This window comes from Kitasatospora sp. NPDC018058 (genome assembly GCF_044327205.1).
In the GTDB taxonomy this organism is placed as follows: domain Bacteria; phylum Actinomycetota; class Actinomycetes; order Streptomycetales; family Streptomycetaceae; genus Kitasatospora.
This window is the reverse complement of record NZ_JBIRFA010000023.1, coordinates 83,318-107,848: the sequence shown is the minus strand read 5'-3', so window position 1 is coordinate 107,848 and position 24,531 is coordinate 83,318. Positions and strand designations below refer to the sequence as shown.

18 protein-coding genes are annotated in these 24,531 nt (G+C 73.6%); 3 read left to right on the top strand and 15 right to left on the bottom strand.

Features of this window, described 5'->3' with window-relative positions; all coding sequences use genetic code 11:
- Window positions 1–60 precede the first annotated feature (60 nt).
- The 6 genes from ACH4E7_RS29005 to ACH4E7_RS28980 form a co-directional block, all read right to left on the bottom strand.
- Window positions 61–1,740, bottom strand: a complete 1,680-nt coding sequence (locus ACH4E7_RS29005) for a cation acetate symporter (RefSeq protein ID WP_396252014.1) — start codon at window positions 1,738–1,740, stop codon at window positions 61–63.
- Entirely contained in the window at window positions 1,737–2,282 is a 546-nt protein-coding gene (locus ACH4E7_RS29000) for a DUF485 domain-containing protein (protein WP_396252013.1), read from the bottom strand. Before ACH4E7_RS29000 ends, ACH4E7_RS29005 begins: the two co-directional genes overlap by 4 nt.
- Window positions 2,283–2,409: 127 nt before the next feature.
- Window positions 2,410–3,132, bottom strand: coding sequence for a response regulator (locus ACH4E7_RS28995; RefSeq protein ID WP_396252012.1), 723 nt, complete (start codon window positions 3,130–3,132; stop codon window positions 2,410–2,412).
- Entirely contained in the window at window positions 3,129–4,289 is a 1,161-nt protein-coding gene (locus ACH4E7_RS28990) for a sensor histidine kinase (protein ID WP_396252011.1), read from the bottom strand. The genes ACH4E7_RS28995 and ACH4E7_RS28990 overlap by 4 nt, the downstream gene beginning before the upstream one ends.
- 30 nt (window positions 4,290–4,319) lie before the next feature.
- Entirely contained in the window at window positions 4,320–4,805 is a 486-nt protein-coding gene (locus ACH4E7_RS28985; RefSeq protein ID WP_396252010.1) for a DUF1453 domain-containing protein, read from the bottom strand.
- A gap of 248 nt (window positions 4,806–5,053) precedes the next feature.
- Window positions 5,054–7,165 carry a type IIA DNA topoisomerase subunit B gene (locus ACH4E7_RS28980; RefSeq protein ID WP_396252009.1) on the bottom strand — a complete coding sequence of 704 codons (2,112 nt, stop codon included), beginning with the start codon at window positions 7,163–7,165 and terminating at the stop codon, window positions 5,054–5,056.
- 537 nt (window positions 7,166–7,702) lie between these two features.
- On the opposite strand from ACH4E7_RS28980, the gene ACH4E7_RS28975 reads away from it, so the two are divergent.
- Entirely contained in the window at window positions 7,703–7,936 is a 234-nt protein-coding gene (locus ACH4E7_RS28975) for a hypothetical protein (RefSeq protein WP_396252008.1), read from the top strand.
- A gap of 219 nt (window positions 7,937–8,155) precedes the next feature.
- Here ACH4E7_RS28975 and ACH4E7_RS28970 read toward each other — a convergent pair whose 3' ends face one another.
- The 8 genes from ACH4E7_RS28970 to ACH4E7_RS28935 form a co-directional block, all read right to left on the bottom strand.
- Complete coding sequence (locus ACH4E7_RS28970; protein ID WP_396252007.1) at window positions 8,156–9,055, bottom strand: S1 family peptidase; 900 nt, start codon at window positions 9,053–9,055, stop codon at window positions 8,156–8,158.
- 222 nt (window positions 9,056–9,277) lie between these two features.
- Complete coding sequence (locus tag ACH4E7_RS28965; RefSeq protein WP_396252006.1) at window positions 9,278–10,915, bottom strand: RNA polymerase sigma factor; 1,638 nt, start codon at window positions 10,913–10,915, stop codon at window positions 9,278–9,280.
- A gap of 455 nt (window positions 10,916–11,370) precedes the next feature.
- Window positions 11,371–12,303, bottom strand: a complete 933-nt coding sequence (locus ACH4E7_RS28960) for a FadR/GntR family transcriptional regulator (protein ID WP_396252005.1) — start codon at window positions 12,301–12,303, stop codon at window positions 11,371–11,373.
- A 136-nt stretch (window positions 12,304–12,439) separates the two neighbouring features.
- Window positions 12,440–13,345, bottom strand: coding sequence for a hypothetical protein (locus ACH4E7_RS28955; protein ID WP_396252004.1), 906 nt, complete (start codon window positions 13,343–13,345; stop codon window positions 12,440–12,442).
- A 3-nt stretch (window positions 13,346–13,348) separates the two neighbouring features.
- Complete coding sequence (locus tag ACH4E7_RS28950; RefSeq protein WP_396252003.1) at window positions 13,349–14,797, bottom strand: ATP-binding cassette domain-containing protein; 1,449 nt, start codon at window positions 14,795–14,797, stop codon at window positions 13,349–13,351.
- A gap of 119 nt (window positions 14,798–14,916) precedes the next feature.
- A complete protein-coding gene (locus ACH4E7_RS28945) occupies window positions 14,917–15,282 on the bottom strand; it encodes a hypothetical protein (protein ID WP_396252002.1) in 366 nt (121 codons plus the stop codon).
- A 207-nt stretch (window positions 15,283–15,489) separates the two neighbouring features.
- Window positions 15,490–16,248 carry an NUDIX domain-containing protein gene (locus ACH4E7_RS28940; protein ID WP_350737961.1) on the bottom strand — a complete coding sequence of 253 codons (759 nt, stop codon included), beginning with the start codon at window positions 16,246–16,248 and terminating at the stop codon, window positions 15,490–15,492.
- A 149-nt stretch (window positions 16,249–16,397) separates the two neighbouring features.
- Window positions 16,398–18,521, bottom strand: coding sequence for a glycogen debranching N-terminal domain-containing protein (locus ACH4E7_RS28935; protein WP_396252001.1), 2,124 nt, complete (start codon window positions 18,519–18,521; stop codon window positions 16,398–16,400).
- Between the two features lie 640 nt (window positions 18,522–19,161).
- On the opposite strand from ACH4E7_RS28935, the gene ACH4E7_RS28930 reads away from it, so the two are divergent.
- A complete protein-coding gene (locus tag ACH4E7_RS28930; protein ID WP_396252000.1) occupies window positions 19,162–20,475 on the top strand; it encodes an alpha/beta fold hydrolase in 1,314 nt (437 codons plus the stop codon).
- A gap of 30 nt (window positions 20,476–20,505) precedes the next feature.
- Here the strand turns inward: ACH4E7_RS28930 and ACH4E7_RS28925 are convergent, their stop codons facing one another.
- Window positions 20,506–22,017 (bottom strand): DUF4192 domain-containing protein, encoded by a 1,512-nt coding sequence (locus tag ACH4E7_RS28925; RefSeq protein WP_396251999.1) that lies wholly within the window; start codon window positions 22,015–22,017, stop codon window positions 20,506–20,508.
- 228 nt (window positions 22,018–22,245) lie between these two features.
- Here ACH4E7_RS28925 and ACH4E7_RS28920 point away from each other — a divergent pair, with 228 nt between their 5' ends.
- The gene (locus ACH4E7_RS28920; RefSeq protein WP_396251998.1) at window positions 22,246–24,441 is read left to right on the top strand and encodes a RecQ family ATP-dependent DNA helicase; all 2,196 of its coding nucleotides are present in this window, start codon (window positions 22,246–22,248) and stop codon (window positions 24,439–24,441) included.
- The last annotated feature ends 90 nt before the right edge of the window (window positions 24,442–24,531 follow it).

Below are 24,531 nucleotides of genomic sequence, written 5' to 3'. Positions count from 1 at the left end.
GGAACCCCGGCGGCCCCAGGACCGCCGGGGTTCCCCGGGGCACGGCGCTCAGGGCAACCCCTAGGCCGCGCCCGCACCGGTGAGGGCACGCACCTCCAGCTCGGCGAAGCGGTCCGCGTCGGCGGGCTCGGGCGAGGTGAGCGTCCCGATCCAGCCGGCCAGGAAGCCGAGCGGGATGGAGATGATGCCGGGGTTCTCCAGCGGGAACCAGTGGAAGTCGACGCCTGGGAACAGCGCCGCCTTGGCGCCGGAGACCACCGGGGAGAAGAACACCAGCACGATCGCCGGAACCAGCCCTCCGTACACCGACCAGACCGCACCCCGGACGGTGAACCGCGACCAGAACAGGCTGTACAGCAGCACCGGCAGGTTGGCGGAGGCGGCCACCGCAAAGGCCAGGCCGACCAGGAAGGCGACGTTCAGCTGCTGGGCGAACAGGCTGATCACGATCGCGGCCGCGCCGATCCCGGCGGCGGCGAACCGGGCGACCACCACCTCCTGCTGCTCGCTGGGCTTCTCCGTGACCTCGTCCGGACGGCCGCGCCGGGGGCGGTCGCGCCAGGCCCCGGCCCAGATGTCGTGGGCGAAGGCCGCCGAGGAGGCCAGGGTCAGCCCGGCGACCACGGCGAGGATGGTGGCGAAGGCGATCGCCGAGATCAGCGCGAACAGCACCACCCCGCCGGTGCTGCCGTTGCCGCCGCCGAGCACCAGGGCGAGCAGCGGAACGGCGGTGTTGCCCGCCGAGTTGGCGTGCCGCACCTCGACCGAGCCGACCAGCGCGGTGGCGCCGAGACCGAGCGCGATGGCCATCAGGTAGAAGCCGCCGACCAGCCCGATCGCCCACATCGTGGAGCGGCGGGCGGCCCGCGCGGTGGGCACGGTGTAGAAGCGGGACAGGATGTGCGGCAGGCCGGCGGTGCCCAGCACCAGGGCCAGGCCCAGGCTGAAGAAGTCCAGTCGACTGGTGAGGGTGGCGCCGTACTTCAGGCCGGGTTCGAGGTAGCTGTGCCCGACGCCGCTGTGCTGGGCGGCCTGGCGCATCAGCTCGAACAGGTCGCCGTGGAAGCGGATCACCAGCAGCACGGTGAGCAGCACCGAGCCGGCGATCAGCAGGAAGGCCTTGACGATCTGGATCCAGGTGGTGGCCCGCATCCCGCCGACCGTGACGTAGACGATCATCAGGGCGCCGACCGCGATGATGGTCCAGGTCCGGGCCTGGGAGCTGTTGGTGCCGAGCAGCAGGGCGACCAGCGAGCCGGCGCCGACCATCTGGGCGACCAGGTAGAGCAGGGTGACCACGACGCTGGCGCCGCCGGCCGCCGCGCGCACCTTGCGATGGCGCAGCCGCAGCGCGAGCACGTCGGCGAGGGTGTACCGGCCGGCGTTGCGGACGAGTTCTGCGACCAGCATCAGCACGACCAGCCAGGCGACCAGGAAGCCGATGCTGTAGAGCACGCCGTCGTAGCCGTACAGGGCGATCAGCCCGGCGACGCCGAGGAAGGAGGCGGCGGAGAGGTAGTCGCCGGAGAGGGCGAAGCCGTTCTGCAACGGGGTGAAGTCGCGGCCGCCGGCGTAGAAGTCCTCGGCGGCGTTGCCCTGGCGGCCGACCCAGAGGGTGATGCCGAGGGTGACCAGGACGATGACGGCGAACAGCACGATCGCCAGGTTGTGGTGGTCGCCGGTGGGGGCGACGGGCGGCGGGGTGGCGGTGGTCGTCACCGCGGTCATCAGGGTCGTCATCGCAGTTGGTCCTGAGTGTCCCAGCGCAGGCCCAGGGCGGCGCGGTCGCGCTTGGTCCGGGCGTTGCGGGCGTAGAGCCAGGTGAGCAGGAAGGTGGTGGCGAACTGCAGCAGACCGAGCAGCCAGGCCACGTTGAGCGGGCCGGCCACCGCGGTGCGCATCACAGCGGGGGCGACGGCCTCGGCGGCGACGTACATCAGGTACCAGCCGAGGAAGGCACCGCTGACCGGGAAGACGAACGCCCGGTAGCTGCGGCGGATGTCCTGGAAGGCGGCGCAGGCCTGGACCGTCCGGTAGACCTCGGTGCTGTCGGTGGTGCTCTCCGGTGCCGGCTCCTGCCGGTGCGGGACGGCTGGCGCGGCCACCGGCTCGGCCGCGGCGGCTGTGGGCTGAACGGGGGAGGTGTCGACCGGCGCCGGCTGAGCCGGTACGGCCGTTCGGCGGGATCCGACAGCAGGCTCGGACGCGGTGTCGGTGGCCGGAACGGCCCACCAGTCGAATCGCTGTCCCTGGCCGGGACTGCTGGTCTGCTGCTGTGGCACTGCTGCTCCTGGGCCGGGCCGGGCGTTCTGACCCGAACCATCATGGGGGCCGCCGGACACCGCCTCTGACCATCGCAGATACCTTCACTCGATAAGGTGATCGATCATCTGACGGATGCTCATCGGACTACTGCTGCATACCGGTGATTCCGTGTCGAAAGGCGTACGCGACGGCCTGTGCCCGGTCCCGCACCGCGGTCTTGGCGAACAGGTTGTTGATGTGGGTCTTCACGGTGGCCTGGCTGACGAACAGCCGCTGGGCGATCTCGGTGTTGGAGAGCCCCTCGGCGATCAGCGCGAGCACCTCGGCCTCCCGCACGGTCAGCCCGTCCGGCAGCCCCCCGGGCCGGGCGGCGGGCCGCTCGGCGGCCGGCGCGGGCTGGACCGGCGCGGGCTGGACCGGCGCGGGCTGGACCGGCTTCTCCGCAAGCCGTTCCAGCAGCCGGCGTTGGACCTGCGGCGAGAGACCGGCCGCGCCCGCCCGGACGTCCGCGATGGCCTTCACGATCTCCTCGCCGCCGGCGTCCTTGGTGAGGTAGCCGCGCGCCCCGGCCTGTAGCGCCGGGAACAGCGAGTCGTCGTCGGCGTAGGTGGTGAGCACCACGACCTCGGTCTCCGGGTGGGCGGCCCGGATCCGCCGGGTCGCCTCGACGCCGTCCACCCGCGGCATCCGCAGGTCCATCAGCACCACGTCCGGGTGATGACGCTCCACCAGGGCGACGGCCTCCTCACCGTCCGCCGCCGCGCCGACCACCTCGATGCCGGGCAGCAAACCCAGCAGCATCACGATGCCCTCGCGCACCACCGTCTGGTCGTCCGCCACCAGCACTCTGGTGACCGCCCCGGTCATGCCGGCACCCGTAGCAACACGCGCCACCCTCCGTCCTCCGGGCCCGCCAGCAGGGTGCCGCCGAGCAGTTCCGCGCGTTCGCGCATCCCCAGCAGACCGTACCCGCTGCCGCTGCCGGCCAGCTCCCCGGAGGACTCGCCGCGCGGCGCCCGGGTGTTGCGCACCTCCAGCTCCACCGCCCCGTCCAGGTAGCGCAGTTCGACGGTGCACCGGGCACCCGGCGCGTGCTTGCGGACGTTGGTCACCGCCTCCTGCGCGGTGCGCCGCACCGCGAGGCCCGCCTCGGCGGCCAACGGCCGGGGCGTGCCGGTGACGGTGAGCACGGCCCGCTCCCGCTCGGTCAGCTCCATCAGGAACTCCCCGACCGGGGTCAGCTCCCCGCGCAGCGCGGACAGCGCCTGGCGGGTCTCGGCCAGGCCGTCCTGCGCCATCCGCCGGGCGGCGACGACCCGTTCGCGGATCTGCTCGCGGTCCGTCCCGGCGTCCAGCATCAGCCGGGCCGCCTCCAGGTGGACCAGCTGCGCGGAGAGGCTGTGGGCGAGCACGTCGTGGATCTCCCGGGCGATCCTGGCCCGTTCGGCGAGCGCCGCGCTCTCCGCCTCGGCAGCCCGGGCGGCACGCTCCTGGGTGAGCAGCCGGCGGGCGGTCCCGCGCGCCTCGGTGTCCAGCCGCAGCAGGAAGCCGAGCAGGGTGACCCCTCCGACGGTGGCGGCGACGCTGAGCCAGCTCGCCCAGGAGACCGCGGTGTACGAACCCAGCGCGGCCGTCGCGGTGAGCAGCGCCGGCGCGGGCGGCAGCCGGACCAGGGCGATCACCGCCAGCCCGATCCAGAGCAGGTCGGCGAGCGTGTAGGCCCGCCCCCAGTTGGCCAGCCAGGCGGCGCCGACCAGGGCGGCGGCCAGCAGGTACGAGGCCGTCGGGCGCTGTTCCCGGCTGGCCTGGAGGTAGAGGGTGCACAGCGCGACGGCCGCGGCCAACCCGGCCGCCGCGGCCACCACGGCCCAGCCGGCGTACTTCCCGCCGGAGAAGGTCCCCCAGCCGACGACGGCCAGCAGGACGATCCGGCCGAGCACGGTGAGGACCCGCCGCGGTCGGCTCTCGGCCTCGCGCTCCAGCCCCTCGCGGGACGGCCAGCGGGTCCAGTACCACCCGGCCACGGGTGCCTCCTCGGTGCTCACGGCGGTGGGTCAGTGCGGGACGGGGGTGGTCTGCGCGGGCTCCAGCGTCCGGGCCCTCCAGTTCACCACGAGCGAGCGGACCAGCAGCAGGACCGCCATGCCGAGCATCAGCACGCTGCCCGCCTGGTGGACGTGCAGGGCCGAGCCGATCGCGTAGAGCCCGATCCGGATGGCGATCATGGCGCCCCAGGCGGCCAGGGTGGCCTTGGTGCCCTTGAGCAGAACGGTGCCGTCCGAGGCCCGCCAGATCCGGACGGTCCAGCCCCAGACGGTGCCCATCGCGAGCACGGTGACCATTCCGGCGGCCAGCAGGGCGACCGACAGCGCGGTGTGCTGGTGGTCGATGAGCTGCGGATCGCGCAGCGCGAGCACGCCCAGGATGAGCGGCAGCAGCCAGAAGCGGCGCTCGGTGTCCAGGCGTTGGACGCGCATCTGGCGCTGGACCACCAGGACCACCACCGCGGCGATCACGAGGAGGTTGGCCACGGAACTCATGCCGCCACCTCGTTGCGCTCGGCAGGGGCGTTCGCCCACACGCGCCTTTCGATGGTTCGCTCGCTGCGCTCGCTCATGGGATTGCTCCGTCCCGGGGAGAGGCTTGTCGCTGACCTCTCCGACGCTACGGATCCGGCGGTTCCCGCTGATCGGAGCCGGGGTGGACCCCGGGTGGAACCGGCAGCGCGAGGGCCCTCCACCCGTGGGTGGAGGGCCCTCGCGAAACGGCCGGGATCAAACGGCCGGGATCAGGCGTCGATGCGCGAGCGGTCCAGGGTGGCCGCCGAGTCCACGATGAACTCCTTGCGCGGGGCGACGTCGTTGCCCATCAGCAGGTCGAAGATCTTCTCGGCCTGCTCCAGGTCGCCCAGGTTGATCCGGCGCAGCGTGCGGTGGCGCGGGTCCATGGTGGTCTCGGCCAGCTGGTCGGCGTCCATCTCACCCAGGCCCTTGTAGCGCTGCACCGGCTCCTTCCAGCGCATCCCCTTGCGCTGGAACTCCAGCAGGGTGGAGCGCAGTTCGGCGTCGGAGTAGGTGTAGTGGTACTTCTCCTGGCCGCGCTTGGGGTTGGTGAGCTCGATCCGGTGCAGCGGCGGCACGGCGGCGAAGACCCGGCCCTGCTCGACCATCGGTCGCATGTAGCGGTGGAACAGGGTCAGCAGCAGGGTACGGATGTGCGAGCCGTCGACATCGGCGTCGGCCATGAAGATGACCCGGCCGTAGCGGGCCTGGTCGATGTCGAAGGTACGGCCCGAGCCGGCTCCTATGACCTGGATGATCGCGGCGCACTCGGCGTTCTTGAGCATGTCGCTCACCGAGGCCTTCTGGACGTTGAGGATCTTGCCGCGGATCGGCAGCAGCGCCTGGAACTCGGAGTTGCGGGCGAGCTTGGCGGTGCCGAGCGCGGAGTCACCCTCGACGATGAACAGTTCGCTGCGCTCGACGTCGTCGCTGCGGCAGTCGGCCAGCTTGGCGGGCAGCGAGCTGGTCTCCAGCGCGGTCTTCCGACGCTGGGCCTCCTTGTGCTGGCGGGCGGCGACCCGGGTGCGGGCGGCCGCGACCACCTTCTCCAGCACGGCCCGGGCCTGCAGCTTCTCGTCCTTCTTGGCCGAGGTGAGGAAGGCCTTGAGCTCCTTCGCGACGACGGCGGCGACGATCCGGTTGGCCGCCGAGGTGCCGAGCACCTCCTTGGTCTGGCCCTCGAACTGCGGCTCGGCGAGCCGGACGGTGACCACCGCGGTGAGGCCCTCGGTGGCGTCGTCCTTGGTGATGTCGTCCTCGGCGACGCGCAGCAGCTTGCTGGCGCGCAGCACCTCGTTGACGGTCTTAGCCAGCGAGCGCTCGAAGCCGGTGACGTGGGTGCCGCCCTTGGGGGTGGCGATGATGTTGACGAAGGAGCGCAGGGTGGTGTCGTAACCGGTGCCCCAGCGCAGTGCGATGTCCACCCCGAGATGGCGGGTGACCTCGGTGGGGGTCATGTGACCGAGCTCGTCCAGGACGGGCACGGTCTCCTTGAAGGTGCCCTCGCCACGCAGCCGCAGCACGTCGGAGACCGGCTTGTCGGGTGCCAGGAACTCACAGAACTCGGCGATGCCGCCGTCGTAGTGGAAGACCGACTCCTCGATCTGCTCGCTCTCGGTGAGGCGCTCGTCACGCACGACGATGGTCAGGCCGGGGACCAGGAAGGCGGTCTGCCGGGCGCGGTTGTGCAGGTTCTCCAGGGAGAGCTTGGCGTCCTTGAGGAAGATCTGCCGGTCGGCCCAGTAGCGGATCCGGGTGCCGGTGCGGGTCTTCGGCACCTTACGGGTCCGACTGAGGCCGTTGGCGGGCTCGAAAGGCGCGTCCGGGCTCGCCTCGGTGAAGATGCCGGGGGTACCGCGGCGGAAGCTGATCGCGTGGGTGTGGCCGCTGCGGTCGACCTCGACGTCCAGCCGGGCGGAGAGCGCGTTGACGACCGAGGCGCCGACGCCGTGCAGACCGCCGGAGGCCGCGTAGGAGCCGCCGCCGAACTTGCCGCCGGCGTGCAGCTTGGTCATCACGACCTCGACGCCGGACAGCCCGGTCTTGGGCTCGACATCGACCGGGATGCCGCGGCCGTTGTCGCGAACCTCGACCGAGGAGTCGGGGTGCAGCAGGACCTCGATGCGGTCGCAGTAGCCGCCCAGCGCCTCGTCGACGGAGTTGTCGATGATCTCCCAGAGGCAGTGCATCAGGCCGCGACTGTCGGTCGAGCCGATGTACATGCCGGGGCGCTTGCGGACGGCCTCCAGGCCCTCCAGGACGAGCAGGTGCCGCGCGGTGTAGTTGGAACCGTCGTCGCCGGCCAGCAGCGCGGACGGCACGGTCGTTTCGGCACTCACGCGGCACTCTCCTCGGTGAAGTTCTGTCTCATCGGTCACATCCGGACGCATCCGGACCGACCGCCAGTGCAGCACGCCGCACCGACAGTCGTCGCTCTGTGTGCTCACACCCGTGCTCCGGGTGCACAGCACGACGGGACGGCCCCGCGCAGCTTGTACGCGCTGCGCGAACAAGGACCGCGCCCGGGTGTGGGCCCCAGGGACCCATCTCCTCCCGGTACCACCGGTCCTGGCGGATCGTGGGGCCCGGCGCAGGCCCCGGAACTGCCGTTATGCAGGCTACCGGGGCCCGGGACGGGGCTTATGCTCCAACCCGGCAGAGGATTATGCTACGCGGACCTCGCACCCGATCCCGATCGGGCGTTCGAGCGATGGGCGGATCCCGGAATTCGGCACGCATGAACCACCGACGCCCGGGGCACGTCCTCATCAACACAGCAGAATCCTCAGAGAAGAAAAGCCACGAGCGGGAACGTTTTCGGCCTGGTTGGATGTTGACCCTGGTACGACAGCTCGTCGAGCTAGAGAAGAGGCGACGTGACTACTGTTCTGACACCTGCGAGCCCGCTCACCGCGGCTGACCGCTGCGACCGCTGCGGCGCCCAGGCCTACCTGCGCGTCGTACTCGCCAGCGGCGGAGAGCTGCTCTTCTGCGCCCACCACGGCCGGAAGTTCGAGCCCGAGCTCAAGAAGATCGCCGTGGAGATACAGGACGAGAGCGGCCGTCTCACCACCAGCACCACCGCGACGGCCGACGACGACGAGCGCTGATCACAGGCGCCGCAACCAGCAGCCAGCGTCGAGCTGTGTCCGATCGCACATCGCGCGCGACCGGTGAGCCGGGTGGCCGGTCCCCGAGGGGGCCGGCCACCCGGCTCAGCTGTTCTCCGGACGGTCCTCCCGCGCTCACCTGTTCCGGACACCTGGTTCACGATCACCCGGACCCGAGGCGACGTCAGGACGTCATCGCGCCATCACGCGCGGCGACGTTCACAGCGCGGAGCGCACCGCGTCCGTGACCGAGGACAGCCGGGTGTAGACGCCGGGGTGGGCCGCCTCGGCGCAGCCCGTCCCCCAGGAGACCAGGCCGACCAGCCGCCCGCCGACGATCAGCGGGCCGCCGCTGTCGCCCTGGCAGGCGTCCTTGCCGCCCTTCTCCTCACCCGCGCACACCATGCCCCGGGCGTCGAACTTGCCCTCCGGCCCGCCCGGGTAGGCACGCGCGCAGGTCCGGTCCGAGACGATCGGCACATCCGCCCCGCGCAGCACCGGCGAGTAGTCGCCCCGCCCGCTGGTGTCTCCCCAGCCGTACACCCGCGCCCTGGTTCCGGCCGCGTACGGCGCGCTCTCGCCCTGGCCGACCAGCTCGACCATCGACCGGGGGCCCTGGGAGTCGGCGAGGGTGAGCACCGCGACGTCGTTCAGGTTCGCCGCGAAGTCGTAGTCGGGGTGGACCCAGACCGACCGGACGGCCACCTCACGGCCGGCCGAGCCGCGCATGTCGTCCCGGCCCACGACCACCTTGAGCCCCGGCCGGTCCACCCGCCCCTTGACCTCGTCGTAGAAGCAGTGCGCCGCCGTCACCACCTTGGTCGGGGTGACCAGTGCTCCCCCGCAGAACTGACCGGAGCGCCCGCTGCCGAACTGCTGGCGGCTTGCCAGCGCCACGATCCACGGGTGGTCCGCGGTGCTCACCGTGCTACCGCCGACCACCCGGCGCTGCGCCTCGGCCGGGCCCGCCGCGCCGAGGGCGCCCAACGGGAGCGGCACGGCGGCGAGCAGCACCAGCACGGCGGCCCGTCGGCGGCGACGGCCCGTCCGGGCGGCGGCCGGGTCGGCCCGGGGCGGGGCGGGGGTCGGCAGATCAGCGCGGTCCGGGTCGGTCAGCACCGTGACTCCAGAAGGATCGGCAGCAGGCAACCGGCACAGCGTAGGTGATCGGCTACACTGCGCGACCGCTTACCGTTGCGTCGCCACCCGGACGAGCGACAAGCACCACTCGAACGCTGACGAACCCGGCCCCGAACAGCCCGAAGGCCCGGAACCGTCACGGTTCCGGGCCTTCGGCGCCCGCTTGTCACGCTTGCTGCGGTCGGCCGCGTTCGCGGTCGATCAGTCCAGGTAGTCGCGCAGCACCTGGGAACGCGACGGGTGGCGCAGCTTCGACATGGTCTTGGACTCGATCTGGCGGATGCGCTCACGGGTGACCCCGTACACCTTGCCGATCTCGTCGAGCGTCTTCGGCTGACCGTCCGTCAGGCCGAAGCGCATCGAGACCACACCGGCCTCGCGCTCGGAGAGGGTGTCCAGCACCGAGTGCAGCTGCTCCTGGAGCAGGGTGAAGGAGACCGCGTCGGCCGGGACGACCGCCTCGGAGTCCTCGATCAGGTCACCGAACTCGCTGTCGCCGTCCTCCCCCAGCGGAGTGTGCAGCGAGATCGGCTCGCGGCCGTACTTCTGGACCTCGATGACCTTCTCGGGGGTCATGTCGAGTTCCTTGGCCAGCTCCTCCGGGGTGGGCTCGCGGCCCAGGTCCTGGAGCATCTGGCGCTGGACGCGGGCCAGCTTGTTGATGACCTCGACCATGTGCACCGGGATACGGATAGTGCGGGCCTGGTCGGCCATGGCGCGGGTGATCGCCTGACGGATCCACCAGGTGGCGTAGGTCGAGAACTTGTAGCCCTTGGTGTAGTCGAACTTCTCGACCGCGCGGATCAGACCGAGGTTGCCCTCCTGGATCAGGTCCAGGAAGAGCATGCCGCGACCGGTGTAGCGCTTGGCCAGCGAGACCACCAGACGGAGGTTGGCCTCCAGCAGGTGGTTCTTGGCGCGGCGGCCGTCCTCGGCGATGATCTCCAGTTCGCGCTTGAGCTTCGGGGCGAGCTTGTCGGCGGCCGAGAGCTTGTCCTCGGCGAACAGACCGGCCTCGATGCGCTTGGCGAGCTCGACCTCCTGCTCGGCGTTGAGCAGCGGGACCTTGCCGATCTGCTTCAGGTAGTCCTTGACCGGGTCCGCGGTGGCACCGGCGACGGCGACCTGCTGGGCGGGCGCGTCGTCCTCGTCGTCGTCGGAGAGGACGAAGCCCTCCGACTCCTCCTCCGGGCCTTCGGTCTCGGTCTTGTCGCCCGGCAGCGCCACGTCCTCGAGCAGCTCCTCGTCGCCGAGCAGCTCCTCGTCGCCGCCCTTGGCGGCCTTGGCGGTGGCGGTCTTCTTCGCGGCGGTCTTCTTGGCCGGCGCGGCGGTCTTCTTGACCGCGGCCTTCTTGGCCGGCACGGCCTTCTTCGCCGGGGCGGCCTTCACCTCGGTGACCGAGCCGGTCGTCTCGCCGACGGTGATCTCGGCGGAGACCGTGGGGGCCGGAGCCGCGGCGGCGGCCGCGACGGCCGGAGCCGCGACGGGCGCGCCGGGGGCGATCCGCACGGGCGGCTTGGTCGGGGCGGCCGGGGTCCGGGTGGTGACAGCCTTGGTGGCGGTGCGCTTGGTGGGGCTCTTGGCAGCAACGCTCTTGCGCTTGGCGCCGGCCGGCTCGGCCGCGCTGACCATGAGGTCCACCCCCTCCTCAATCAGCACCTGGTTGAGGCTGCGCATGACGTTCTTCCACTTGGTGACCGGGATCTGGTCCGCCTCGAACGCCTGGCGCACGTCGTCACCGGCGATCTGCCCCTGGGCCTTGCCCCGCTCGATGAGCGCCAGCAGAGCCGCGGACTCGGCGATCTCGGGGGGAAGCGAACGGGATGTGCTGGCCGACACGAACAACCTCTCGGACGATGAGTGGACTCGAACCCGTACCGGCCGCCCGAGCGGGCGGGGAAGGAAATCGCGCGTCGGACGCGCGGTGTCGATTCCGACCGACTCGGGCTTGAGGACTGGGTTTGCAGGACGGCAGCAGCGCCGCAGACCAACACAGCATTCTGACATGTTGGGGTATTCCGGAGCTGCTCCCGCTCAGGACACATCGCTGCTACTCGTCAAGTGTTACGCATGGCCTTGGTGTCGCGGGTCACACCGCTCGGCGCCCGCGGCCCCGGGGCCTGGATCCATCATCGCGCACTCGCGCCGAAGTCGATTGTCATGGACGGGGCAACCATCGCGTTCGAACGACGGCCGGTGCGCAGAGACCCTCCGGCTGCGCCGCGCGGTGCGGCCGGAGGGCCCTGGAGGAGCGCGCCGCGACCGGCCGCGACCGCTCGCCGAGAACAGCCCGCTCAGTGCTCCCGGGGCGCGGGGACGGAGGGCTCCATCTCGGGGTGGACGGTGAGCAGCGCCCGCATCGCGACCTCACCCGCGGCGCCGTCGCCGGCGCCCAGCGCGTCGACCAGCCGGGCGTGCAGGCCGACCGAGGACTCGGAGGGTCGCTCGCAGGAGATCGCCGGGCCGCCCGAGACCTGCAGGGCGCAGGAGACGATCCCGGACAGGTGCTCCAGCATCCGGTTGCCGGCCATCTGCAGGACCAGGCCGTGCAGCTCGGCGTCGGCCCGGGTGTAGGTGGACAGGTCGGCCTGGGCGGCGGCGTGGCCCATGATCTCGACCAGCTCGACCAGCCGCTGCTGGACGTCCTCCCGGCCGTGGCCGGCCGCGAGCCGGGCAGCCAGCGGCTCGATCGCCCAGCGGAGCTCGAACAGTTCCCGGCGCTGCTCGTCCCGCTGCGGGCCGAAGGCGCGCCACTCGATGATGTCCGGGTCCAGCAGGTTCCAGTCGCCGACCGGGCGGACCCGGGTGCCGACGTTGGGGCGGGCGCTGACCAGGCCCTTGGCCTCCAGCACGCGCAGCGACTCGCGGACGACGGTCCTGGACACCTCGAACCGCTGACCGATCTCCTCGGGAACGAGCGGACGGTCGGCGCCGAGGTCGCCGGAGACGATCATCTGGCCGAGCTGCTGGACCAATTGGCCGTGCAGGCCGCGACCTCGGCTGCTGGTGGTCTTGCGGCCGACCCGGGCGATGTCGGTCTCGGCGCCCTCCCAGCGGGGCGCCGGTGGCGTCGGCCGGTCGGCGTACGAGAAGCGGTCCAGATCGCCGTTGCCGTGGATCGGCCCGTCGGCGGAACGGGCGGGGGTCATGGTGGGGTGCGCAAGGGTACTCACGCCTCCTTTGTCGGCGATCGGCAGGCGCAGCTTGAGAATTCTCGTGAAAAGCACACGAAAGGGTGATCGACCGTGACTGGATAATTGACTTCTTATCAGGAAGAACCGCTCATTACGGTCACTGCTGGTCGATCTTGGTAGTTCGGGACGGTCCGGGGGGTGGGTGGTGCGTGGCGGGTGGCGGCGGGCGCTACAGCGCGCGGCGGCGGGCCTGAACGAGCAGGGCGGCGACCAGCAGGGCCGCCACGGGGGCCGCGGCCGCCCCGAGCAGCGCCGGATCCGTCAGCACCGCGCCGTCGGCAGCCGCCCCGCGCACACCGCCGTACACCCAGCCGTAGGCCCACTCGATGCCGGACTGGAAGGGCAGCAGCCCGGCCGCCCGGCTCGGCCAGGGGCGGCCGGGCTGAGGCAGCAGCAGGGCCACGCCGGACTCCAGCAGCGCCGGCAGCGCACACAGCAGCAACACCCCGGCGGCGGCGCTGCGGGTCAACGAGGCGGTCAGCACGCCGGTCCAGCCAGCCATCACGGTCAGCAGGACGAAGACCAGCAGCGCGGCCGGCGCCCCGTGACCGGCCACCAGCGCCAACGGGGCGAACACTCCCGGCAGGTCGCCGAGCGCGTTCAGTCCGGCGGCGCCCAGTGCCTCGCCCACCTGGTCGGAGAGCGCGGCCGGGTTCGACCAGGCCGCCACCGTCACCCCGCCCGGCAGCGCGAGGTGCACGGCCACCGTGTCGAGCAGCAGGGTGGCCACCGCCAGCAAGGCCGCGACCGGCCCGACCACCAGCAGCTTGGCCAGCAGCAGCCGCACCCGGCGCGAGTACGCCACCTGCGAGGCCGCCAGCCCCGGGTAGCGCACCTCGTGGCCGTAGGAGAGCGCGCCCAGCACTCCTGCTCCGAGCGCCGCGAAGGGCAGCGGGATCAACGGGACGGCGGCGGTCAGCAACCGCACCCCGGCCCGGGCGGCCAGCGGGCCGGACGGGGCCTGACTCGCCAGCACGGCGGCCACGACGGCGTCGCAGAGCAGGACGGCGGCGAGCAGCAGCCAGGTGGAACGCAGGCCGCGCAGGCGGCGCAGCTCGTAGGCCAGAACACGCACGGTTCACTCGCTCCGGTGGTCGTCGGGGGTGGTGGGGGCCTGGCTCGCGGCGACGCGGCCGAGGCGGACGGTGTCGTCGGTGAGCAGGTCGGCGGCGCTCTTGCGGCTCCGCGGGGGCTGGGGCTCGGTGCGGACGGACTCGCTTGCGCCAAGGGGCCCGCCCGACGGGACGGGGGTCGCCGCCTGGGCGGGGGTGGTCTTCGGGGCGGGGGTCGCCGCCAGGGCGGGTTCGTCGCGGAAGAGCCGGTCCACGGCGACCGTGGGCGGCGCGGGGTCGCCCTGGTGGGCGGCAGCCGCCCCGAGCACGGGGAGCGCGGCCGTCACGGCGGCGACGGGCAGCGCGCGGGTGGGCAGGGAAACATCGTCCCGGGAGCGGCACTCCGCGGCGGGGTCGGGGGCGACGGGCTGGTGGCTCGGCTCGGAGCCCGGCTCGGGCCTCGGGTTCACGCGCAGCTCCGGACTCGGGTTCACGCGCAGCTCCGGACTCGGCTCGGCTTCGGGGGCCGGCCCGGCTGCCGGTTCCGGCGGCTGCTGGAGACGGAGGCGGCCGGAGCGCCCGGGGGGAACGAGCGGAACGGCCCGGGGCGCCGGCTGCTCCACCACCCGGTCGGCCAGCTCGTGCAGCAGGATCCCGTGGCGGTAGGCGAGTTCCCCGATCTCGGTGCGGCCGATGCCCGCCACCGCGAGGCCCGCACCGCCGTCCCGGCGCACCTCGGCGCCCTGACTGACCAGTAGGTCGGCCAGCCGCGCCATCTGTGGCCCCCGGACGGCTACTTCGGGACTGAGCCTGGCCCAGCGGAACTCCGAGACCGGCTGGTCGGCCACCATGCAGCCGCTGTCCAGGGTGACCACCCGGTCCGCGAGTTGCGCGGCCTCCTGCGGGGAGCGGGTGGTCACCAGGACCGTCCCGCCCACGAGGGTGAAGGAGCGCAGGAAGGAGTGGAACCACTCGAGGTTGCGCGGTGAGAGGCCCTCGGTCGGCGCATCCAGCACCAGTGTGCCGGGGTCACCGAGCAGCGCGGCGGCCAGGGCGAGCCGGCGGTGCATGCCGGGCGAGAAGGTGCGCAGCCGCTGCCCGGCGACGGTGGCCAGCCGGGTCTGCTCCAGCAGTTCGTCGGCCCGCCGCGCGGGGACGCCGACGGCCGCGGCCAGCATCCGCAGGTGGTCGCGCGCCTTGCGCCCCGGGTGTCCGGCCCCCTCCTCCGGCCCGGGCAGCAGCACGCCGACCTCGCGCTCGGGGCGGCGGATCCGCTGGTAGGGGCGGCCGTCGAAAAGCGTGATGCCCTGGCCGCGTTCGAGTTCGAGCATCAGCCGCAGCGCGGTGGACTTGCCCGCGCCCTCGTCGCCGAGCAGCACGGTCACCATGCCCGGCCGGACGTCGAAGGTCAGACCGAGTACGGCGGGCGGGGCGCCCTTGCGATACACCCTGGTCAGTTCGGTGATCTGGATCATCGCTGGCTGCTCCCATACCCTCGGCCGACCTGCTCGACGCCAGCACATTAGGGGTCAGCACCGCCGATTCCGGGCATTACCGAACCGCCACGGGCACACCGCCCGCCCGCCTCACCCGATCAGGGGACAATCCGATCCTGCGATTCACGGGGTGTGCCCGCGCCGGGGCCGTCGGCACCCCGGCCAGTGGCCGGTGCCGCGGTCTGCAGGAAGGCCGCGGCACCCGGCGGGAGCGGCTCTCCGACGCACTCCCCCTGGAACGCCTCGACGGCGGCCTTGCCCGCGACGGCGATCTCCGCCAGCTGCTCCTGCTCGGCACTCACCGTCTCCTGCACGGAGGCGATCGTCGCCGGGTCGGCGTGCGCGGCCTTCAAGGCGGCCAGCTGCCGCTCGGTTCCGGCGGTGGTCGCGGTGAGGCTCTTGTGTTCCGCCACCAAGCTCTCGATGCCGCTTCGCTGTCTGGCGCAGTGGTCGTCGACGGTCATCACGGGGCTCCCAGGGTCCGAAGGCCTTCGGCCCGGCGACCGAAGCGTCCATCGACACTGTGCGCCGGTGTCACCGCGCTGGCCTGCGGACCGGGGCCGTTCGGCGGCCCCGGTCCGCAGGCGGGTCCGGGCGCAGGCGGGTCCGGGCGCAGGCGGGTCCGGGCGCAGGCGGGTCCGGGCGCAGGCGGGTCCGAAACTTCGAGGCGTTCAGGACTCCGGGCGGAGCATGGGCGGGTTGAGGACCGTGGCGCCGCCGGCGGTGAAGAGCTGGGCCGGGCGGCCGCCCTGACGGGTCGTCGTGCCGCCCGAGGGGAGGAGGAAGCCAGGGGTGCCGGTGACCTTGCGGTGGAAGTTGCGCGGGTCGAGGACGACGCCCCAGACGGCCTCGTAGACCCGACGGAGCTCGCCGACGGTGAACTCGGTCGGGCAGAAGGCGGTGGCGAGCGAGGAATACTCGATCTTGGAGCGGGCGCGTTCCACGCCGTCGGCCAGGATCAGGCCGTGGTCGAAGGCGAGCGGGACGCCGTCGGCCGGGCTCTCGCCGAGGAGTTCGCTGACCGGGGCCCAGCGGGCGCTGCTGGCGTCGCCGCCGGCCCGGGGGGTCGGGAGGTCGGGGGCGAGCACCAGGTAGGCGACGCTGACCACGCGCATCCGGGGGTCGCGCTGAGGGTGGCCGTAGGTGGCGAGCTGCTCCAGGTGGGCACCGGCCGCGCCGGGGCCGACCGCGTCGTGGCCGGGGGCGGAGTGAGCGCGCAGGCCGGTCTCCTCGGCCAGCTCTCGGGAGGCGGCCTCGGCCAGGCCCTCGTCCGGGCGGACGAAGCCGCCGGGCAGCGCCCAGTACCCCTGGTAGGGCGGCTCGCCTCGTCTGACCAACAGGGCGCAGAGCGAGTGGTCGCGCACCGTCAGCACCACCAGGTCAACCGTGACAGCGAACGGGGGGAAGGCCGACGGATCGTAACGCGACATGGCGACGATCATAGTCGTCTCTCTGACGATAAGCACAGGCCCGTACACGCAGTGCCCAGCACCGGTGACCCACCCGCCCGGTACGGTTCGCGCACGGGCGGGCGCGATGCCGGCGGGCGGGCGCGGGCAGGCCCAGCACGGCCCCGGCGTCAGCGGGCGACCAGCTGGAGATCCGCGGAGGCCTCCTCGACCATCGCCACCCCGATCCGGCTCACCCGGACCGAGAAGGGCTCGCCCGCCAACCGCAAACCGGTCAGCTCCAGTTCGCCGAGCGGGGCAGTGCTGGCCGGGCGGACCAGGACCCGGCCACCCGGAACGTCGGGCCGGACCCCGGCGAGCGCGAACACGGCGTGCACGGCTCCGGCCGCGGAGACCGCCGCCGGGCGGCAGGCGGCGGGGTGCGGGACCGGCGGGCTGCCGGGGGTGCGCTGCTCCCCCGCGTACATCTCTGGCAGCCGCCCCTCGAAGTGGACGGACGCGGCGAGCAGGCCCTCCAGCAGCGTGCCGGCCTCGTTCTCGTGGCCGGCCTCGGCGAGTCCGGCGATCGCCAGTGCGGTCTCGTGGATCCGCACCGCGCCGCCGCGGTGGCCCAGCGGGTTGAATCGGGGGGACTTGGCGCTGAGGGTGCGCAGGCCCCAGCCGCTGTCCAGCTCTGGCGCCACCAGGCGCTGGGCGAGCAGCCGGGTCTGCTCGCGGTCCAGCAGGCTGTCGTGCCGGCCGCCGTCGGCGGCGAGCCCGGTGTCGAGCAGGTGCACCAGGGAGGAGGCGACAGCGGGCAGCGGCTGGCTACCCGGGGCCAGCCCGGCGGCGGGGCGCCCGCCGGAGAGGTCGTCGATCCAGAACCGCTCACGGAAGCGGCCGCGCAACTCGAAGGCCCAGCCCCGCCAGTCCTCGGCGCCCGGGCGACCAAAGCCCTCCAGGAGCTCGGCGCCGTGCAGGGCCGCGCGGTGGGCCTGCGCCTGGACCTCGGCGCGGGCGGCCACCGGGTGTGCGGCGCGGTCCTCCACCGGGCGGCTCAGGTCGGTGACGAAGCCGTCCACCAGGCCGTCGCGCAGGGCGGCCAGGGCCCGCTCGGCGGCCGGGAGCAGCTCGACGACCTCCGCCCGGGGCAGGCCCCAGCGCCAGGCCTCGGCCAGCACGGTGACGAACAGCAGGGTGGCCTCGGTGGCAGTGCAGGTGGGCGGCAGCTCTGGGCCGCCGTGCCGCAGGGCACCTGGCAACAGGCCCTCGACCCGGCCCGGGGCGGGGGCGAGCTGCTGACGGCGGGCCAGCGCGCGCAGGGTGCCGGCGGCGAGCCGGGTGCCGAGCGGGAGGGTCAGCCGGGCGGCCCAGAGCGCGTCGGCCGGGGCGAGGCCGAAGCGCCAGGGCGCGCCGGAGGCCGGGTAGAGGTCGGTCGGGCGGTCCGGGTCGGCGAACAGCAGCCCGCCGAGGGCGTCCAGGGAGCGGGCGACCAGCAGGGCGGCGCGGGAGTCGTCGCTGCGCACCTCCGGCTCGGCCCAGGGCAGCGGGACGCCGGTGCCGCGCCCACCGGGCGGGCGCGGGCCGCCGGGGGCGCTCTCCAGTTCGGCGCGCAGCTCGACCGACCAGCGGGCACCGGGCTGGACCTCCAGGTCCCAGCGGAGCACTCCGGCCCCGGCCAGGACGGCGTGCGGGGAGGGCTTGGCGCTGACCACGGCACTGTGCACCGGGCCGGCCCAGCGCAGCCCGGCGGACTGCACCTGGCCCGGCAGGTCGGGCGGGCGGTGCCCGGCGGCGATCTCGGCGACCGGGCCGAGGTCGGTGCCGAGGGCGATCTCCAGCGGCAGCCGGGCGGGCCGGGCGCCGGTGTTGCGCACGGTGACCGTCTCCACGCCGTCCGCGTGGCGCAGCCGTTCGACGGTGAGTGCCGGGTCCGGGTCGAGGTCGCCGGGGAGGCGGACGGCGCCGAGGAAACGGGCCTGGGCGGCGCTGGTCGAAGTGCCCTGGAGCGGCAGCGGCTCCATGCCGCCCAGCCGCAGTTCCATCCGGGCGAGCACCCGGACGCCGTTGCGGTAGAAGCCGTGCAGACCGTGGCCGCGCAGCTGGCCGTCGGGACCGGAGGCGGCCATCGCGGGGGCGTTGACGCAGAGCACCGCGTGGTGGACGGCCGGGGGCTGGGGGCGCGGCGGGGCCGCCGGCCGGCCCTGGACGGCGGGTGCGCCCGTCGGCCCGGGCGCCGGGATCTGCTCGGGCCGGCCGGCCGGTCTGGGCGCGCCGACCACGCTCTCGGCCGGCATGGCCTGTGGTGGCCTCATGGCGGTCACCGGACTCTCTTCCCCTCGGCGGTCCGGTGGCCGGTCAGGGCCGGTGGGCCGCGAGCATGCTCGATCGCGTGCTGATGATGGCGGGCCGACGGGGTCTGTCCCGTCGGCGGTATGCCGTGTCTGGCCGTACCCGGCGGTGGGCCGTGCCATGCGGCGTGCGGTACCGGGCCGGTACGGCGCGCCTTCGGGTCGGACACGCCATCGTGCCCGACACACCGTCAGGTCCGGCGCCCCGGCCTGCCGGTGACGCTCGGCCAGCCCGGGCGCCGGTCGGACTCCGTCCGGGCACAGGGCCCCTGGGGGGTGAACGCCGCGCACCGCCACCAGGTCACGCCCGGCCGTCGTCTCCCCCGGTCGCGCCCGGACCGCCGAGCCGTCGCGTCGCCTCCGGCGAGCCGTCACCCTGGACCCCGCCGCGCGCCGAGCCTGTCACCGTCCATGGGGTGAGCCTGACTCCGGTGGTGCTCAGGCCAGGGGCTCGCCGCCTGCCGGAGGGCCGGCCTGGGGACGGGGGCGGTCGAACCGGCACTCGACCGCCGCCAGGATACGGTGCGGGGGTCGCGGCGCCCGCACCCGGTGACCCCGTGAACCGCGACGCAATCGCTGTGACCAGCAGAGACCGAGGAGTTGCATGTCCACCATCAGCCGGCTGCCCGGGATTGTCGCGACCGACCATGTCTTCCAGCTCCCCCTCGACCACTCCGCCCCCGGGGGCGAGCAGATCGACGTGTACGCCCGCGAGGTGGTGGCCTGCGGCCGGGAGAAGGACGACCTGCCCTGGCTGGTGTTCCTCCAGGGCGGACCCGGCGGCAAGGCTGCCCGCCCGCTCGGCCGGGACGCCTGGCTGGACCGCGCCCTGGACGACTACCGGGTGCTGCTGCTGGATCAGCGCGGCACCGGGCGGTCCACGCCCGCGACCCGGCAGACCCTCGCCCGGCGCGGCGGGCCGCAGGCCCAGGCGGACTACCTGGCGCACTTCCGCGCGGACTCGATCGTGCGGGACGCCGAACTGATCCGCCACCGGCTGCTCGGCGCCGACAAGCGCTGGAGCGTGCTCGGCCAGAGCTTCGGCGGCTTCTGCACCCTCACCTACCTCTCCTTCGCTCCCGAAGGCCTGACCGAGGCCTTCATCACCGGCGGCCTGTCCGGCCTCGGCAGCTCGGCCGACGACGTCTATCGCGCCGCCTACCCGCGCGTCGTCAGCAAGAACACGGACCACTACGCGCGCTTCCCGCAGGACGTCGAGGCCGTGCGCCGGATCGCCGCCCACCTCGCCGACTCCCCCGCCACCCTGCCCGGCGGCGGGTTGCTCACCGTCGAGGCCTTCCAGGCGCTCGGGCTGATGCTCGGCGGCGGCAGCGGCTCCGGTGCCCTGCACTACCTGTTGGAGGAGGCCTGGGTGGAGGGCCCGGCCGGGGCCGAGCTCTCCGACACCTTCCTGGCCGGCGTCCAGGCCCGGCTCTCCTTCGCCGAGGGCCCGCTGTACGCCGTACTGCACGAGTCGATCTACGGCCAGCGCTCGGTGGATCAGGCCGGCACCGGTTGGTCGGCCGAGCGGGTCCGCAAGGAGTTCCCTCAGTTCGACGCCCGGGCCGCGCTGGAGTCCGGCGCCCCGGTGCTGTTCACCGGGGAGATGATCTACCCCTGGATGTTCGACACCGACCCGGCACTGCGCCCGCTGAAGGAGACCGCTGACCTGCTCGCCGCCCGCACTGACTGGCCCGACCTGTACGACCCGGCGCGGCTGGTCGCCAACACCGTGCCGGTCGTGGCGGCGGTGTACCACGACGACATGTACGTGGACACCGCCGACTCGCTGGCGACCGCCCGCGCGGTGCGCGGTCTGCGGACCTGGATCACCAACGAGTGGGAGCACGACGGCCTGCGGGTGAGCGGCGGCGAGGTGCTGGACCGGCTGATCAAGATGGCCCACGGCGAGGTGTAGCGGCTGCCGGCCCGGCCGGGCGCCAGCGGCTCACTGCGCACGGCGGGCCGCTCTCGCCGTCTGTCGGGTGCCCCGGCACCGGTGCCGCCCGGTGCCGGACCGGACGGCGGCCGACGCGCAGGCCGCCGCCCGGCCGAGCCGCACACCCCGGGCGGGCCGCCGCCCTGGCGCCGGGCCGCACCCGGGCGAAGGGAGCAGGGCCACCGTCCCGGGCCCGCTTCCGTCCGGCTCCGGACTGCGGGGGCCTCCGGAGCCGCCGGGGCTTCCAGGACTGTCGGGGCAGCGATCGGCGGGTGCCGACGCCGCAGACGCGCCCTTCCCTCGGGCACCGCGTCGGCGCCGGTGCCCTCCGCCGGCCCGCCCGGGCCGCCCCTCGGGGGCCTCGCCCGCAGCCGGGGCGGGCCCCGGCTCGCCCTCTCCACCAGGATCGGGCTCGGTCGCGGGCTTGCCCACCCGCTCCTCGCGCCGTCGGCGCTGGGCCTCGACAGCGGACATCAGGGCCCCCGGCGTCATGCCGTCGTTCATCGACTCGTACAGCAGCTCGGCCAGCAGGTAGCCCGGGGCGAGCCGCAGCACATGGCCGAGCACCACCCGGGCGGTCGCCGTGTCCCCGGCGACCCAGGAGGTCCAGGCCAACAGGGTGAGCGGGGCCACCGCACAGCCCTCGTACGGTGGCACGGCGCGCCGGGCGAGGTAGCGCCAGAGCCGCTCGGCTGGGGCGAGCTCGGTGGGCCGGACGTACTCGACGCCGCGGTCGCGGGTGAGGCGGTCCTGCAGGGCGAACAGCAGCCGGGCCGTCCGCTCCTCGTCGAGCTCCCGGGCGCCGGCCGCGAACTCGGCGAACGCCTGCTCCAGCAGTTCGATGCCCTGCTCCCGGGAGACGGTGCCGACGGCGGCCTCGGCCCGGGTGAGCGCCTCACGCTGGGATGCGGCCTCCGGCGGACCGATCGGGGCCAGCCCGCCGATGATCGCCTTCCGGCTGCCGCGCGGCACCAGGCCTGCCACCGTCGCGGCGGCCGCCGCCGGGCCCGGATCGGGCCCGCGCCGCACCGGATTGCCGGCCGGATCGCAGCACCCCTCGCGTCGGCAGAGGAAGGACCACCAGCGGCCGTCGGAAACGCAGAGCGACTCCTTGACCGCCGCTCCCCTGCGTCCGAAGGCTGCGCGGAGGTGGTCGGCCAGCGGCCGTAGTCCCTCCACCACCGGCGGGGCGTGCGCGGTGACGGGATCCTGGCAGAGGTAGAGGAGCACCTGGAGCGGACGACTGCCGTGCCGCTCGGAGAGGGCGACCAGCAGGGCTGCCGTCTCCTCCGCCGCCGCGGGCCAGTCCGCGGGCGAGGCCGGGAGGTCCGCCCGGATGACCCCGCCCTGGTGCAGGTCGGGACCCTGGAGGCCGACCGCGACGATGCTGTCGTCGGGGTAGAACCCCAGGAGGTAGGGCAACAGCTCGGCCATGTCGGCCGGACCGCGCATGACGACCGGCCGCTGCTCGAAAGCCGGGCCGAGGGACAGGGTGACGTGTTCGTTGTTCATCGCGTTCATGGCCGCAACAGTGGACGCAATCCGACAACGGCGCCGAAGTTCTTTTCTTCCTGTGGATAACTCGAGCCCCGAATTTCTCATCGCCCATTCGGCGGACGCGACACACACTCCGTCGAGTGGATTTTGACAACCGTTCAGCGGATCAACGGATGAAATCCACTCCGCCTTCCGCCTTCCCGCCTCACCCGCATTCGCCCCTTGTCGGCGCCATGGGGTTACATCGACGCCATGCAGCAGCCCGACATCCACACCACCGCAACCGCCGACCGCGCCGAGGTCCGGGCGCGGGCCGAGGCCGTTCTCCGAGAGCTGGCCGGCCCCGCCGCCGCCCTGCGCGAGGACCAGTGGACGGCCATCGAGGCCCTCGTGGTCGACCACCGCCGCGCGCTGGTCGTCCAGCGCACGGGCTGGGGGAAGTCCGCGGTCTACTTCATCGCCACCGCCCTGCTCCGTGCCCGGGGCGCCGGGCCGACGGTGATCGTCTCCCCACTGCTCGCCCTGATGCGCAACCAGGTCGAGTCCGCGGCCCGGGCGGGCATCCACGCCCGCACCATCAACTCGGCCAACACCGAGGAGTGGGACGAGATCCAGGCCGAGGTCGCCGCCGGGAAGGTCGACATCCTGCTGGTCAGCCCCGAGCGGCTGAACAACCCGGACTTCCGCGACCAGGTACTGCCGAAGCTCGCCGCCTCCACCGGCCTGCTGGTGGTCGACGAGGCCCACTGCATCTCCGACTGGGGCCACGACTTCCGCCCCGACTACCGGCGGCTGCGCACCATGCTCGCGGACCTCCCGCCCGGGGTCCCGGTACTGGCCACCACCGCCACCGCCAACGCCCGGGTCACCGCGGACGTCGCCGAGCAGCTCGGCACCGGCACCACCGACGAGCACGCCCTGGTGCTGCGCGGCCCGCTCGACCGGGAGAGCCTCACCCTGGGAGTGCTGCCCCTGCCCGACCCGGCGCACCGGCTCGCCTGGCTGGCCGACCACCTCGACCGGCTGCCCGGCTCGGGCATCGTCTACACCCTGACGGTGGCCGCGGCCGAGGAGGTGACGGCCTTCCTGCGCGAGCGCGGCTTCCCGGTGGCCTCCTACTCCGGCCGTACCGAGGACGCCGAGCGCCGAACCGCCGAGGCCGACCTGCTGGCCAACCGGGTCAAGGCACTGGTCGCCACCTCCGCGCTCGGCATGGGCTTCGACAAGCCCGACCTCGGCTTCGTCGTCCACCTGGGCTCGCCCAGCTCGCCGATCGCCTACTACCAGCAGGTCGGCCGGGCCGGGCGCGGGGTGGACCGCGCCGAGGTGCTGCTGCTGCCCGGGCGCGAGGACGAGGCGATCTGGCGCTACTTCGCCTCGCTGGCCTTCCCGCCGGAGGAGCAGGTGCGCCGCACCATCGACGCGCTGGCCGAGGCCGGCCGACCGCTCTCCACCGCCGCCCTGGAGCCCCGGGTGGACCTGCGCCGCGCCCGGCTGGAGACCATGCTCAAGGTGCTGGACGTGGACGGCGCCGTCCGCCGGGTCAAGGGCGGCTGGACGGCCACCGGGCAGAGCTGGGAGTACGACACCGCCCGCTACGCCAAGGTCGCCGCCTCCCGGGAGGCGGAGCAGCGGGCGATGCGCGACTATGCGACGGCCGCCGGATGCCGGATGGAGTTCCTGCGCCGCCAGCTGGACGACGAACAGGCCACGCCGTGCGGCCGGTGCGACAACTGCGCGGGCCCGCTGCACACCCCGGAGGTCTCGGCCGAGACGCTGGCCGCAGCCCGGGCGGCGCTCGGCCGCCCGGGCGTGAGCTTCGAGCCGCGCCGGCTCTGGCCCACGGGGATGGACGCGCTCGGGGTGCCGCTCAAGGGCCGGATCCCGGCGGGCGAGCAGGCGGAGACCGGTCGGGCGCTCGGCCGCCTGTCGGACATCGGCTGGGGCAACCGGCTGCGCACCCTACTCGCCGAGCAGGCGCCGGACGTGCCGGTGCCCAGTGAGGCGGTGGACGCGTTGGTGGCGGTGCTGGCCGACTGGGCGCGCGGTCCGGGCGGCTGGGCCGGGCCGGCGACGACGGAGGGCGCCCGGCTGGAGCGGCCGGTCGGCGTGGTGACGATGGCTTCCTCGACCCGCCCCCAGCTGGTCGGCAGCCTCGGCGCGCGGATCGCCGAGATCGGGCGGCTGCCGCTGCTGGGCCGGATCGAGTACGCCGGCGGGCTGCCGCCGCACGGGGCCCGCAGCAACAGCGCCCAACGGCTGCACTCGCTGGCCGGGGCGCTGACGCTGCCACCGGAGCTGGAGCAGGCGGTGGCAGCGGCTGGCGGGCCGGTGCTGCTGGTGGACGACCTCGTGGACTCGGGGTGGACGGTCACCGTGGCCGCCCGACTGCTGCGCCGGGCGGGGGCGAGCGCGGTGCTGCCGCTGGTCCTGGCCGTGCAGGGCTGAGCGGACGGCGGCCGGCCGCCGCGAGCAGACCGTCTCCGCCCACAACTGCCGTCACTCGAATGGCCTAACCGAAAGGAGTCGACAAGGGCG